This is a genomic window from Natrinema amylolyticum (assembly GCF_020515625.1).
GTDB lineage: Archaea > Halobacteriota > Halobacteria > Halobacteriales > Natrialbaceae > Natrinema > Natrinema amylolyticum.
Genome location: NZ_JAIWPJ010000001.1, coordinates 935563 through 949923, shown reverse-complemented (window position 1 = coordinate 949923; position 14361 = coordinate 935563). Strand labels below are relative to the sequence as shown.

10 protein-coding genes are annotated in these 14361 nt (G+C 63.1%); 7 read left to right on the top strand and 3 right to left on the bottom strand.

All coding sequences use genetic code 11. From position 1 onward, the window contains the following. Positions 1 to 36: 36 nt before the first annotated feature. A complete protein-coding gene (locus LDH66_RS04670; RefSeq protein WP_226479904.1) occupies positions 37 to 195 on the bottom strand; it encodes a hypothetical protein in 159 nt (52 codons plus the stop codon). Between the two features lie 162 nt (positions 196 to 357). Beyond that, positions 358 to 846 (bottom strand): hypothetical protein, encoded by a 489-nt coding sequence (locus LDH66_RS04665; protein WP_226479903.1) that lies wholly within the window; start codon positions 844 to 846, stop codon positions 358 to 360. A gap of 142 nt (positions 847 to 988) precedes the next feature. Between LDH66_RS04665 and LDH66_RS04660 the strand changes: the two genes are divergently transcribed. From LDH66_RS04660 to LDH66_RS04630, 7 genes are all read left to right on the top strand, one after another. Further along, a complete protein-coding gene (locus LDH66_RS04660) occupies positions 989 to 2416 on the top strand; it encodes an NAD(P)H-hydrate dehydratase (protein WP_226479902.1) in 1428 nt (475 codons plus the stop codon). Then, positions 2409 to 2915, top strand: coding sequence for a cyclic pyranopterin monophosphate synthase MoaC (moaC, locus tag LDH66_RS04655; protein ID WP_226479901.1), 507 nt, complete (start codon positions 2409 to 2411; stop codon positions 2913 to 2915). The genes LDH66_RS04660 and moaC overlap by 8 nt, the downstream gene beginning before the upstream one ends. A gap of 13 nt (positions 2916 to 2928) precedes the next feature. Next, positions 2929 to 3957 carry an NAD(P)H-dependent flavin oxidoreductase gene (locus LDH66_RS04650; protein WP_226479900.1) on the top strand — a complete coding sequence of 343 codons (1029 nt, stop codon included), beginning with the start codon at positions 2929 to 2931 and terminating at the stop codon, positions 3955 to 3957. A gap of 114 nt (positions 3958 to 4071) precedes the next feature. Continuing rightward, complete coding sequence (locus tag LDH66_RS04645) at positions 4072 to 4479, top strand: hypothetical protein (RefSeq protein ID WP_226479899.1); 408 nt, start codon at positions 4072 to 4074, stop codon at positions 4477 to 4479. 127 nt (positions 4480 to 4606) lie between these two features. Beyond that, on the top strand, positions 4607 to 5785 hold the full coding sequence (locus LDH66_RS04640; protein WP_226479898.1) for a sugar phosphate nucleotidyltransferase: 1179 nt from the start codon (positions 4607 to 4609) through the stop codon (positions 5783 to 5785). Positions 5786 to 5787: 2 nt separating this feature from the next. After that, the gene (glmS, locus tag LDH66_RS04635) at positions 5788 to 7590 is read left to right on the top strand and encodes a glutamine--fructose-6-phosphate transaminase (isomerizing) (RefSeq protein ID WP_226479897.1); all 1803 of its coding nucleotides are present in this window, start codon (positions 5788 to 5790) and stop codon (positions 7588 to 7590) included. A gap of 69 nt (positions 7591 to 7659) precedes the next feature. Then, on the top strand, positions 7660 to 8487 hold the full coding sequence (locus LDH66_RS04630) for an undecaprenyl-diphosphate phosphatase (RefSeq protein ID WP_226479896.1): 828 nt from the start codon (positions 7660 to 7662) through the stop codon (positions 8485 to 8487). 839 nt (positions 8488 to 9326) lie between these two features. On the opposite strand, the gene LDH66_RS04625 is transcribed toward LDH66_RS04630, so the two are convergent. Beyond that, positions 9327 to 12419 carry an ATP-binding protein gene (locus tag LDH66_RS04625; RefSeq protein WP_226479895.1) on the bottom strand — a complete coding sequence of 1031 codons (3093 nt, stop codon included), beginning with the start codon at positions 12417 to 12419 and terminating at the stop codon, positions 9327 to 9329. Positions 12420 to 14361 lie beyond the last annotated feature (1942 nt).

Here is a 14361-nt window from a genome sequence, read left to right as displayed (position 1 = left end):
GTTTTCGCCGGTGCTGTCGGGACGACCCTCGTCGTCTCAGTGGAACAGCGTACTGACGGCGATTTCGACGTACTCGAGGAACGAGACGGTTGGCGTTCCGGGCATGTAGATCTCGGGATCGGACTGTGCCATCGGGGTGTCGAACTGGTCACTGGGTCGCGCGTCGAGGGAGTCGGTGGCTTCGCGTGTGTTCATGTCCCGGCTACGACTCCAGTGCATTTATGAATTGGCAACTATTGTTTTTATATCAAAAACAAACAATCGTTATCGAGTAACCGTCGCACGGGTACTGCGACCACGGCCCACTGTCCGGTGCTCGATTGCCGGATCCGGACGTTCGACGAGCCCTCACTCGAGTCAGGGGAGAGCCGCCTCGAGCCACGGTGGTTCCTCGGTGTACTTCCACTCGGCCCAATCGGCCTTCTCGCCGGCGTAGTAGGCGCGGTAGGCGGCGACGGGGTCGTCGGACCGTTTGTACTCGTCGGGCATCGCCTGGGGCCGGGGCGTCGGCTCGGTAGCGGGGAACGCGATTTCGTCGGGATCGATGCGCTCGATGACATCCCAACTCGCGTGGTCGCTCTCCTTATCGTAGCGCTCCACGAATTCCGCGTTGAGCGCTTCGGCGTGCTCGCGCAGGCGGAGCCAGTTCGCGCGGGATTCGGTGGCCCACTTCGTCACGGGATGGTCGACGTGGGTCGGCTGATAGAGGAAGTCGGCCTCGTAGCCGTTCTCTCGGGCCGCGGTGCAACAGACCTGTGCGGCCTCGAGCAGCAGCTTGTTGACGTGCTGATCGCAGTGATAGCGCGCGGCGAGCCGCGGGTCCTCGTCGAGCCAGAAGACGTTCACGTCGGCGGTAGGTGCTCGAAGGGATTGGGCCTGCCGCCTAACGATGGTTGACCGAGTGCGACCGGCCCGCAACGTTGAACGGACGTTGACCGAGTGCGATCGGTCCGCAACGTTGAACGGACGGCCCGTCGAACCCTCAGCCATGATCACAGGCGAGCGGATGGGCGCCGTCGACGAGAACGCCGCGGCGCTTGGCGTGCCGCGAAAGCAGTTGATGGAGTCGAGCGGGAACGCCGTCGCCCGCGCGGTCCGAGACGTCGCAGAGCCGGGCGACCGAGTCGCCATCGTCGCCGGCCGGGGCAACAACGGTGGGGACGCGTTCGTCGCCGCCCGCTTTCTCGATCGATACGACGTCACGACACTCTTGCTCGGTCGCGCCGCGAACATCGGTACCGAAATCGCTCGCGAGAACTGGGATGCCCTCCAGCGAGCCGACTACGAGACGCGGGAGGTCACGGACTCGAGCGGATTCGATCTGCCCGACTGCGACGTCGTCGTCGACGCGATGCTGGGGACGGGGATCAGCGGCGACCTCCGGGAGCCCGCAGCGACCGCGGCCGCGGCGATCAACGCGGCCGACGCGACCGTCGTCGCGGTCGACGTCCCCTCCGGCTTCGACGCCGACAGGGGCGATCACGCCGCCAACGGTGTCGAAGCGGACCGTATCGTCACCTTCCACGACTCGAAACCGGGGCTCGAGGACCTCGCGGCCGACGTGACGGTCGCCGATATCGGGATCCCGGCCGCGGCGGAGCGGTTCGTCGGACCCGGTGATATCGACCTCGCGCGACCCGACGGCCGCGAGGGGCGACCGTATATCATCGGTGGCGGCCCCTACACCGGCGCGCCGGCGCTCGCCGCCCAGGCAGCGCTGCGTGCCAGTGCAGAGCTCTCCTTCGTCGCCGCGCCCGAGACCGTCGCCGGCGAGATCCAGGGCTACAGCGAGGACCTGATCGTCCAGTCCTACGAGAGCGACGTGCTCACGCCCGAGGTGGCCGACGACCTCCTCGAGACCGCCGAAAACTACGACAACGTCGTCGTCATCGGCCCCGGACTCGGCACCGACGAGGAGACCCTCGAGGCGACTCGCCAGTTCCTCTCCTCGTACACGGGGCGGGCCGTCGTCGACGCGGACGCTCTCGATGTCGTTCCGGAAATCGAGACGGACGCGACGCTGGTCTGTACGCCCAACCGGGGCGAACTCGCGCGGATGGGCGGCCCGGACACCGACGACCTGGCCGCCGCAGCCGACGAGATCGAGTCTTTCGCGGCCGACTTGGGTCACGTCGTCCTCGCGAAGGGCGCGAACGACGTGATCACCGACGGTGAGCGAACGCGGATCAGCCGATCCGGAACCGTCGGGATGAAAGTCGGCGGTACCGGCGACACGCTCGCCGGTATCGTCGCGGCGCTGCTGGAACACGCCGGGCCGCTCGACGCCGCCGCGGCGGGCGCCCACGTCAACGGACTCGCTGGCGAGCGCCTCGCGGAGACCCAGGAGTTCGGCTTCCTCGCGTCGGATATGCTCGAGGAGCTGCCGGCGGTTCTCTGGGGTGATCGCAATGAGTGAGGATTCCGAGAGCGAGTCAGCGAACGCCGACGAACTGACTCACACCACCGACGAGGGCGACGTCCAGATGGTCGACGTCGGCGACAAGCCCGACAGCGAGCGCCGCGCCGTCGCGGTCGGGGAGATCCGCCTCCAGCCGTCGACGATCGAAGCGATCCGAGACGATCAGGTCGGCAAGGGCGACGTGCTCGCGACCGCCCGCGTCGGCGCGATTCAGGCCGTCAAACACACCTGGGAGACGATCCCGATGTGCCACCAGATTCCGATCACGAACGTCGACACCGAGTTCGCGCTCGAGGGAGACCGGATCGAACTCCGGGTCGCCGTCGAGACCACCGGCAAGACGGGCTGCGAGATGGAGGCCCTCGAGGGCGTGACGACCGGCCTGAACGTCGTCTGGGACATGGTCAAGGCCATCGAGAAGGACGACGACGGACAGTATCCGGACACCGGGATCGAGAACGTGCGGGTACTCGAGAAGGAGAAGCGACGGGCCTGACCCGGGCCGAACGATGACGCTACAGACTCCCCTCTGTGAACTGCTCGAGATCGAGTATCCGATCGTTCAGGCCCCCATCGGAAGCGCGACGAATCCCGAACTCGCGGCCGCCGTCTCGAACGCCGGCGGGCTCGGTCACCTCGCGGTCACGTGGCGCGACCTCGGGGAAACGCGCGCGGTGATCCGCGAAACGCGTGAACTGACCGACGAGCCGTTCGCGGTCAACCTCGTGCTGGACGACGCGACGACGACCGTAGAGACCGAGGACCACCTCGAGACGATTCTCGAGGCCGGCGCCGAGATCGTCACGCTCTCGTTCGGCGACGCAGCGCCGTACGTCGGCCGAATCCACGACGCGGGTGCGGTCGTGACCCGGACCGTCGGCAGCGCCGAGGCGGCACGCACGGCAGTCGATGCGGGCGTGGACATCGTGGTGACACAGGGCCTCGAGGCCGGCGGCCACGTCCAGAGCGAGGTGGCGACGACTGCGCTCGTTCCCAGCGTCGCGGACGCCGTAGGGGGCGAGGTGCCGATCGTCGCGGCGGGCGGGATCGCCGACGGCCGAGGGATCGCGGCCGCGCTCGCGCTCGGTGCCGACGGCGCGTGGCTCGGGACGCGGTTCGTCGCGACCGAAGAAGCGGCCGTCCACGACACGTACCAGCGCCGCCTCCGCGAGAGCGACGAGACCGACACCGAGTACACGACCCTCTTCGACAAGGGGTGGCCCGGGATGCCACATCGCGTCCTGCGAAACGAGACGCTGGAGCGGTGGGAGCATGAGGGTCGTCCGCCCACCGGGGAACGGCCAGGCGAGACCGATATCGTCGCGACCACCGAAGCGGGTAACCCGATCGAACGCTACGACGAGGCGCTCGCGACCCCGAACGTCGACGGCGATATCGAGTCGATGGCGCTGTTCGCCGGCCAGAGCGTCGGGCTGACGGATGAGATCCGATCCGCCGGAACCGTTGTCGAGGAACTCGCTTCGGAAACGCGAGACGCGATCGATGGACTCCCGGGTCGGCGGCGCGACGACGGCTGATCGCCTCTGGAGGGCGCGATCACTTCCTCGAGGTCTCGCGCCCCTTTCGTTCCGCCCCCATAGTGATCGAACAATGAACTATATCTCTGTTCAGTACGTATTCGATCGAGAGGAATGAGTATGCTCACCTTCTGGCCGTGGATCGCGCTCGCGTTGCTCAGTGGCCTCTTCGTGTTTTCATCGGCGCTCTGTCTCTGCTATGCGATCGGAACGGACGCGGCCGCTCGCGGCGCGAGCGGCGTCGGTTGGACGGTGTTTGCCGTCTTGTTCCTGCCGATCGCTGTTCCAGTCTACGCGGTGTACAGGACTCGACTCCCTGCTCGAGACGCGTCGCCCGAACCGCTCGAGCGCGGACTCGGCGCGTTCGGGATCGGTGGTACCGCCGCGTTCATCACCTCCGCGCTTGTCGCGCCGCCGGATCCGTTGACGCAACTGCTCTACCTGGTCCCGTCGGTGCTCGTCTTCGTTCCCGCCGCTGCCGTTGTCTATTATAAGCCCGACTGGCGAGCGCTCGTTTCGTGAACCGGTGATCGCGAATTCTGCGCCGCCAATCCGTATTTCCGTCCAGTCGTGAGGCGAGCAGATTACTAGCTTGGGCTTTCGGTACAGGCCACAAGAATAATAGTCACTTGTTACTCTCAGTTTCAGTATGACACTCCGTTCTGCGGTGGTTCTCGCGGCGGGAGAGGGTGCCCGCCTCAGGCCGCTGACGAAGTATCGGCCGAAGCCGATGCTTCCCGCGGCGACCAAACCCATCCTCGAGTACGTTTTCGATGCGCTCGTCGAGGCCGGTATCACGGAGATTACCGTCGTCGTCGGCTACGGACGGACCCACGTCCAGTCTCATTTCGGGTCGACGTACCGCGATGCGAGCATCGAGTACGTCGTCCAGGACAAACAACTCGGGAGCGGGCACGCCCTCCTCGCGGCCGAGTCCGAGGTATCGGAGCCGCGGCTCGTCCTCAACGGCGATCAGCTCGTGGCCTCGCGAATCGTCGAGGACGTCCGCACCGCTCACGACGACGGCAATGCCATTGCGACGCTCGGACTCATTCGACACGAGGACGTCGACGGGTACGGCGGCGTGATCTGCGAAGACGACGGCCGCGTCGCGGAGATCGTCGAACGTCCCCGCGACGATCGCACCTATCAGCTCAACGCCGGCGTATACGCGTTCGACCCGGAGTTATTCGAGTATCTCCGAGGACCGGAACCGCAGTTGAGCGAGTACTCGCTCGTCGACGGCATCGCGAACGCGATCGACGCTGAGGCGACCGTCCGCGGTGTCACCTCCGAGGGCATCTGGATGGACGCAACGTACCCGTGGGACCTGCTCGAGGTGACCGAGACGCTCTTCGAGCACGCGGACGGCGTCGAGAGCACGATCTCAGCGGACGCGCGGATCCACGAGTCGGCGACGATCGTCGAGCCGGTCGTGATTTCGGCCGACTGCGTCGTCGGCCCCGGCTCCGTCGTCGGACCGAACGTCGCGCTCGGCGAGAACGCGACGGTCGGCGCGAACGCCGTCGTCGAGGACAGCGTCGTCGACGCCGACACGCGCGTGGGATCGGGGGCGACGCTCGTCGACTGCGTCACCGGCCGTAACGTTCGGGTCGGCACCGGTTCGACCGTCGTCGGCGGTCCCGGAGACGTCCGCGTCGGTGACCGCGTTCACGAAGGCGAGCGACTGGGTGCGTTGCTCGCGGACCGCGTTCGCGACGGTGGCGGCGTAACCTACGCGCCGGGAACGATGGTCGGCTCCGATGCCGTCATCAACGCCGGCGCGACGGTTCGCGGCACGATCGAAACCGAAACCGAGGTGCAGTGACGATGTGCGGAATCGTCGGCTACGTCGGTTCGGGCGGTGGGGACGACGCCGTCGATGTCGTCCTCGACGGCCTGTCGGCCCTCGAGTATCGCGGCTACGACTCCGCCGGACTGGCCGTACCGACCCCCGCGATGACTGTCTCTAAGGCCGCCGGCGAGCTGTCGGCCCTCGAGGGAACGGTTTCGCGGGATGAACTCGCGGGCGAATCGGTCGGCATCGGTCACACGCGCTGGAGCACGCACGGAGCGCCGTCCGACGTCAACGCCCACCCGCACTCCGACGAGGAGGGTCGGGTCGCTGTCGTCCACAACGGGATAATCGAGAACTACCAACGACTGCGCGACGACCTCACCGAGGCCGGTGTCGCGTTCCAGAGCGAGACCGACACCGAAGTGGTCCCCCACCTGATCGGACGCTATCTCGATCGCGGCGCGGACCCCGAGGAGGCGTTCCGACTGGCGATCGACCAGCTCGAGGGAAGTTACGCCATCGCCGCGGTTATCGACGGCTCGGAGACGGTGTACGCGGCGCGGCAGGACTCCCCACTCGTCGTTGGTCTCGGCGACTACGGGGCGTATCTCGCGAGCGACGTCCCCGCGTTCGTCGAGCACACCGACCGCGTCTGTTATCTCGAGGACGGTGACTTCGTCCGGCTGAGCGCGGACGGCGCGGTCGTCACTGACACCGAGGGCAACCGCGTCGACCGGCCGACGGAAACGGTCGCGTGGGATCCCGAGGACGCCGAGAAGAGCGGCTACGACCACTACATGCTCAAGGAGATCCACGAGCAGCCGTCCTCCCTGCGTCAGTGCCTCCGCGGTCGGATCGACGAACTCGAGGGGACGGTCGATATCCCCGAACTCGAGGATATCGACCACACCGGTCCGGTCCAGTTCGTCGCCTGCGGAACGTCGTATCACGCGGCGATGTTCGGGGCGGAGCGACTGCGGACGGGCGGCGTGACCGCACAGGCGTTCCTCGCCAGTGAGTACGGGAGCGATCGCGTCCCCGTCGACGAGGATACGCTCGTCGTCGGCGTCACCCAGAGCGGCGAGACCGCCGATACGCTGCGTGCGCTGCGCGAGGCCGACCGAGCCGGGGCGACGACGCTCGCGGTGACGAACACGGTCGCGAACTCCGCCGCACGCGAGTGCGATCACGCCCTCTACATTCGGGCCGGCCCCGAAATCAGCGTCGCGGCGACGAAGACGTTCGCGAGTCAGCAACTCGCGCTCACGCTGCTGGCGTTCGAACTCGGCGACGATCCGACCCGTGCGGAACTCGAGGCGGTCCGAGACATCCCCGGACAGGTCCAGTCGGTCCTCGAGACGACGGACGCGCGAGCAGTCGCCGAAGCGTTCGTCGAGGCAGACGCGTACTTCTTCATCGGACGCGGCTATCACTACCCGGTCGCGCTCGAGGGCGCGCTGAAGATGAAGGAGATCACCTACCGGCACGCGGAAGGGTTCGCGGCCGGCGAGCTGAAGCACGGCCCGCTCGCGCTCGTGACCGAGAACACGCCCGTGTTCGCGGTCGTCACTGGTGATGATGAGACTGCTCGGAAGACGATCGGGAACATCAAAGAAGCCGAAGCCCGCGGCGTGCCCGTCGTGGCAGTCACCGACGGCAAATCGGACGTGACGCGGTACGCAGACCACGTCCTCGAGATCCCCGCCATCGACGACCTCGGCGCATCGGTGCTCGCGAACGTACAGCTACAACTGGTCGCCTACTGGGTCGCGAACCTGCTCGGCCGCTCGATCGACAAGCCGCGGAATCTGGCCAAGAGCGTGACCGTCGAGTGATCGTCTCCGGTATCGACCGCCGGCTCGAATCGAGCCGATTTAAGTAGTCGTGTTCTCCCACTTCCACCAGTGAACCGCGCGGAACTCATCGTCGCGATACTCGCCGGGATCGTTCAAGGGATCGTCGAGTGGCTCCCCGTCTCGAGCCAGGGCAATCTGGCATTGTTCCTGACGTTCGCGGGGACGGATCCCGACGTCGCGCTGCAACTCGCACTCTTCTTGCAACTCGGGACGACCCTCTCGGCGGCGACCTACTATCGCGAGGACATCGCGACGGCCCTGCGCGCAGTACCCGGCTGGCGACCCGCCAGCGCCTACACCGGTGAGAACGCGATTGCGTCGTACGTCGTCGTCGCTTCGTTCGTGACTGGCGTCGTCGGAATCCCGCTGTACGTGTTCGCGGTCGATCTCGCCGGACAACTCACCGGCGGCGTCTTCATCGCCGTCATCGGCGTCCTGTTGGTTCTGACGGGAGCTCTGCAGTTAGTTTCGGAGTCGGTCTCGATGGGGATCCGCGACGCGCCGACGCTGCTGGACTCGGTCTTGGTCGGTACCGTTCAGGGCGTCGCGATCCTGCCCGGCATCTCTCGATCGGGTGTCACGACGAGCGCGCTGCTGTTTCGCAGCTACGACCCGCCGGCAGCGTTCCGACTCTCATTCCTGCTCTCGATCCCCGCGAGTTGCGGTTCGGCCGCGCTCACCGTCGCGGGTGCCGGCGGACTCCCCGGTATCGGACTCGGACCCGCTCTGGCCGCGCTCGCGCTCAGCGCCGTCGTCGGCTATCTCACGATCGACGCCCTCATGCGAGTCGTCGATCGAGTCCCGTTCTGGATCGTCTGTTTCGGTCTCGGCGGCCTCGCGATCGTCGGCGGTGGCGTCGTCTCCGTCGTCGTGTAATCGGATTCGTTCTCGATACGAATGCGCCACTGCGGATGGTACCGGCGACTGAGAGGGCGGAGTCATTATTGACGAGCCGAACACGATCTGACACAGTGGTTGCCTTCGACAGCCTGCAATTCACGTGTATAGTCGATCATAATGGGGATCTTCTTCCGGATAGCCAGTCACAGCCCTCCCGTATTGTCTCTCATCTCGGTCTAGCCTCCCATATTCGTCTCTCTCCCCCGCAAGGTGTTGCTGAGGGGTGCAAGAGGGAGATTCTAGGAAGAGAGAAAGCGAGGTTCAAAAATCGGCCATCGACTCGAGCAGAGGCGCTGAGACTAGCTCGAGACGGCGAGGGGACGTCAGAGACGAGTCGGCCATGTCAGCAGGAGTAATCTGAAGAGAGTCCGATTTGACTCTCATAATCGGCCGTCGTCTGCTGGTTTTGGTTCTCTACGGCCTTCGATATGCTCAAGCAGTCGGCGAATTCGATTCGATTTCGGGACCCGATTTCGGAGATTGATCTCGGAGATGCTCTGTGGGAGTTCGAATCAGCGGGCGCAAAGAGAGGGTTTCCGCTGCGATTTCCTACGCTCGAGGCGAATCTGAGAATCTATAGCCAGGAGTCGACTTTCAACGATGACTCGAGCAAGGAGACCCAGTTCGACAGGTCAAGGCATGCAGTATCCCATCAATCAGCCCACCTAGTTCCGCCCTCGAGAGACCGGCCACAGCAGCCTTGCGGTGGATTGAGGCGATTATGAATGGGAGACGACCGATTCTGCGATGGGTACACGACGCCTCGAGGTGAGACTGGACACGAATCGTCGTCGGGAATTCCGTCCCGCTGTGACTTACACTGTATCCGGTTCCGGTGAGTGATCTCGGAGCCACTCTGCGGGGTAGACTGCCGTCATTCCGGGTGTGTCGATCCGGAACTGTTGGGGCGGCGTGGTTTCTGCATACGTTTTCTCGACGCGGGGTGTGCCCTCGAGCGGGTCGTTGAGTGCGGAGAGTATTTTGTGTCCGTCGGCTTGTTTCATGACGACCCAGATCGCGGCCTCGGGTTCGCAGGCGGCCATCTTATCGAAGTCTTCGGGCACTGCACGTCGTGTGTCGTGGTTAATGCGTTCGACCTCAGCCGTGACGATTATTTCGCCATCGGAGCTCACGCCTGCGAGGTCGAGCCGGTGTTGATCGTCGAGTTCGTAATATGGGATGACTTCAGAAACGCTCGAGTCCGGGTTCGCTGCATACGCTTCCTCGAGATAGCGACGAGTGACCTCGATTCCGAAGACATGTTCACTGGATTCGTCGAGATCGCCGATCCCGTGACCATAGTCGACGCCTTTGCGATAGCTTTCCCCGATTACGGATCTGCCATCGGAAGAGACGGTGTAGAGGCGATGCGGGTGATCCGTATCGTGTCGGAGGAGGTCGGCCTCGAGCAGCGGGGAGATTTCGTCGGGTTCGATGCCGACGTACTCCTGCAGTCTGAGCATGGAGTCGTAGAGGAGGTCGTACTCGAGGGGATCGTAGCGGAGTTGTTGGGCGTTGTACACCGTCTGTAAGAAGAGCAGTTGGCGATCGCTCCATTCGGTGGCATCACGCTCTTCGGGTGTGAGTTTGAGATTGATGTCGCAGACGGGGATATCGTCCGAATCGATGTCCGTAAGCGTGTGACAGCAGTTGATCGCCCGCTTCATTCCGTCGATGGTCGGGTCGTAGCGGTTTGCACACGAGTCACAACAGAGGGCGTGTATTGACTCGTCGTAGCTCACGCACTCAGGGAGTCGCTTCGTGTGCGGGAGTAGCGAGCCAACGTAGAGTGACTCCGCTTCGGTTTCGTCCTCCGCGGACTCGTTTTCGTTGCCCGTGTGGCCCCTCCCTGATGCAGCGGTCTCGTAATCGAGTCCCGCTTCATTCCAGGTCTCCAGCTCGGTGAGTTCGAACGCGGCCTCGAAGGTCCGTGCACTCTCGTCGTCGAGGGGAGCGTCGCTCACTGGGTGCCCGTCAGGGGCGGGCAGTGATCGTCCGAGAAACGGCCGTGGGATGGGCGAACCGAACGCGGCCGCGGGGCGGACGAGCCACTCGCCGTGGCGAATAGCTGCAAGCCGCCTGGCGACTTTTTTCGGCGGAACGTCGTCGGTCGCGAGCGCCTTTGCGAGATCGTCTTCGATACTGACGTTGCCGATGACGAACGTCCCGATCTCGTTGAGCGCTTCCTCGTACGTGTGATTCGACGGATCCGGGGAATCGAGCTGACTCGGAAACTGAACGCCGAGCATGAGGGAGAGCCCGAACGACCGTCCCTGCGAGAGGAGTGTATCGACCAACTGTGTTGCGACGACGTCTTTCGCTTCCTCGAGATATAGATTGACTAGAAGTGGGTTCTCGGACAGCTCCGGGCTTTCGGACCGAGCTTTCAGTGCCGTCCACAGGTTCGAGAGGAGGACGAGCGTGAGGGCGCGTTTAATCCGCTCTTCCATCCCGCCAAAGTCGAAGATGATGACCGCATCATCGTTGATGACGTCGATGAAATCGAAGTGGGGGCTCGTCTGGTCATCAGCTGTCTCTTCTCGAGAACTCGCTCTGTCTTCACCAGTCTCGTCTTCCGCGTCGTGAACAGAGGGGACGTGATCGAACAGCGGTGCGAGTCGATCGTCGGTCGCGATGATCTCGACTCGAGCCACGGCACCGCCGAGGACCATGTTGAAGACGTCTCGGTCGCGCTCGAGCAATCCGGCGAAGTATTCGGTGAGTCGGTCATCCGAGGTCGGCGGTGGCGTTCGATCGCCGAGCGTGCGTTGAAGCGCTCGATAGAGGTCTTTGTGCGAGACGGTATCAGAGCCGTGAATCGGGTCGAACAATGCTCGAAGGTGATTTCGAATCGCCTTCGTCGACTCTGTCGCCCCGTAGTACTGGTCTTCGCCCATCAATCCCGCGAGGATCTCCTCGTAGTGGCCCGCAATTCTCGATCGCGCTTCCTCGCGTGAGAGGCCTGCATCGAGCAGCGACCTGATATCGAAGATCGACAGCGCGGGCAACAGTTTGGTGAGGTCAAAGTAACGGACGTTCTCGAGGCCGCCGTGTGCCACGTAGTGTGCTCGAAGGTACTCCTCGGCCGTTCCCCCTCCCTTGTAATCGAAGAGGATCTCCGGGCCGTCTGTGGCCTCGACGTTCGAAAGCATCGCGCCGGTCGTGAGGACGGATTTCCCCGAGCCCGTATCTCCGACGACGAAGAGATGTCTGTCTTGGAGTGATGGGGGGAGGACGAACGGGTTCTCGTATGGTTGGCGGTCGTCAGTGAGGGGCATACAGAGCGCTTGACCGGACCCCGTATATCGCTCGAGATCGTCCGGCGATGGCAGGGGAAGTCCGGTTCGTTCGGATTGTCGAGCGCCGAGTGCTCGCTGTCCGGTTGGCGTGAGACCGACGCCGTCGATCAGACAGAATCCGGGAAGTTCATCCGGCGAGACGACGATCCCAGCGCTCTCGGGCGTCTTCCACGGAAGACGGGTCGCGACTGTTTCGTACGTCGGTTCGGGACAGGAGCGATCACGGATCTCTTCGAAAAGTCGTCTCGCAGGCGGACATGTGCCCGTATGGAGGTCGCTATCCGTACTGACGTGTCCCCGAATGGTATGGTACGGTCCGCTCAGGTGTCCGAATACGCTCGCCAGACTGCGAACGATCGCGTCGGCTTGCTCTGGATTCCGAGACTCGTCTGCGAACGCCACCGCTCGAGCCGAGAGACAAAACGTCCGTCGGAGGTCTCGCGTCTCGAGATCGGCGAGGCGGTCTCGGTATGCGGGTGAGAGAGCCGCCGTCTCGAGTTTCTCGTCCGCGTTCGGGAAGATGAATCCGAAGACGCGATCTGCGGGTGTGACGAGGCTGCGCTCGAGATCGTACCGGTACTGTTCTGCGGTCGCCCGCTGATCTCCCATCGGCCGACAGACGACCTGATACACGATGGGGACCGTCGAATCACAGAGCGTTTCGACGAGCGTCGCCAGTGGGACGCGTCGGGATTTCGACTCGTCTTCGGTCGATCGTGGCTGTGAGGAACGGTCGGTGATCTCGTCGAACGTTGCGAGCGAGGTTTGCCAGTCCTGGCGGATGTCGGTAGTAGCGCGATATTCGACACCAGCGACGTACGGTCGCGTTCGGATCTCAGGTACCTCGCTATCACCAGCAGTCGACGACGTCGAACGCTCGTTCTCTGCAGAGAGCGAACACGAGGCTTCGATTTGACGCGGATGCCACTCGACCCGTGTCAATTCGTACGTGTCCGGAAACCACGTCCGGAGAATCGCCTCGAGTTCGTCGAGAAACACGTCGTGTGTTGTCCCAACGAGATACCGAATGCTGGTATCCGACTGCCCGTCAGCGACGAGCAGCCACTCGACGATCGGTTGTTGAGTTCCATTTCGAAGCGACGACCAGACACTCGAGTCAGAGAGTTCTCGCAGGCTCTCGTACAGCAGCGACGTCGACTGTGAAACGGCCGTCGCGTTGGGTGGGTTCGTCGACGGTCGAATTTCGATATACGCTCGTGGCTTATCGGTTGATGAATCAGTGTGACTCCTGATTGTCTCGTCACATATCTCTGAACTCGAGTCACTGCCGGTGACATCTTTAAGAGTGGTCGAACTTGAATTCTCGAGAGATGTAATCGTCGGTTCCTCAGGTATCGGCGTTGCGTCTTTCTCTGTCGGCATTAGTTACGGGAAGTCTGGCACAGACAGCGCTCACGCGGACCGTAGTATGAGGCTTCTGAGACTACGACTTTCAATACGTGTGTTATGGTATAAAATATAATAAATATATCGGGAACCCATACGAACGGGAGTTGACCAGATCCGCGAACGGATCGATCGGGTACTCGAGGTCCCCAAATCAGGAAAATAGAGGCCAATTAGCTTTCGGTGACAATCGGTGTTCCATCCTCATCAAGTTCACCACCATCCTCTTTTGCGGCAAGGATCTGCATCAGTTCGTGGTCGAACTTGCCGAGAGCCTTTGCGGCCTCGTTGTCCGTGTTAACTTTTGCAGACTAAGTCCCCATCCTCAAGGAGCAACGCAGGCTGAAGGCCAAGTAGTTAAGGAGAGTTCTGCTTTCGTTCGCACATCAGAACGCTTCGCGTCTAAGGACGGTTCCAGACTCCGCAGATGACTTCCGTTACAGGCGGTTTGGAATGTCCCGTCTATCTCATCCATTGACATCCTCCACCTGCCTAACCGTCTCAGTGGATCATGTATCTGATTATACCAAACACACAGGTCATTATTGCAGTGATCATTAGGCAAAGTATGACCATCTCTGACTGGAGCGACGAGTTGGAGTCATTCCAAACCGGTTTTAGCGAGCGACTTGATTCAGGCGTATTCGAAGCAGTCGTCCCCCAGGAAGAACTTGGACAGATACTCGAGCAGAATTGCAGGGACAAGCGACCGACCGTCTGATGAACGTTCCAACCCCCTCGCACAGTCGACTCCCGCGACTCGCTGCGCTCCTCGCTTCGCTGCGGTGCTTTCGTCGTCGGGGTTCGTCGACTGCACTCGCCCGTTGGACCCCACCCATGCCGGATGTTCAGCGGTCACAGTCTGTTACTGTCCTCGGCATAAATTGCGCGCACAACTCGCCGCTTCTGCCCTCCGCTCACTCCCGCTCTTCGGATACCAGTATTAAGCGCGCTTTCGGTCTTCGCTCCCGCTCAGACGCGAAAACGGCTTAAAACTGGACGCTCGCTCTGGTGGAAGCGACGCGCGGTGCTGGTTACTCGGGCATCGGCGCGTCTCGCTCGCGCCCTGACGGGCGCTTGCGAAGGCGCGAGCGAGACGCGTGTGATGGAACGTTGGAGAGCGACGAGAGCCAGGGCTGGAGAG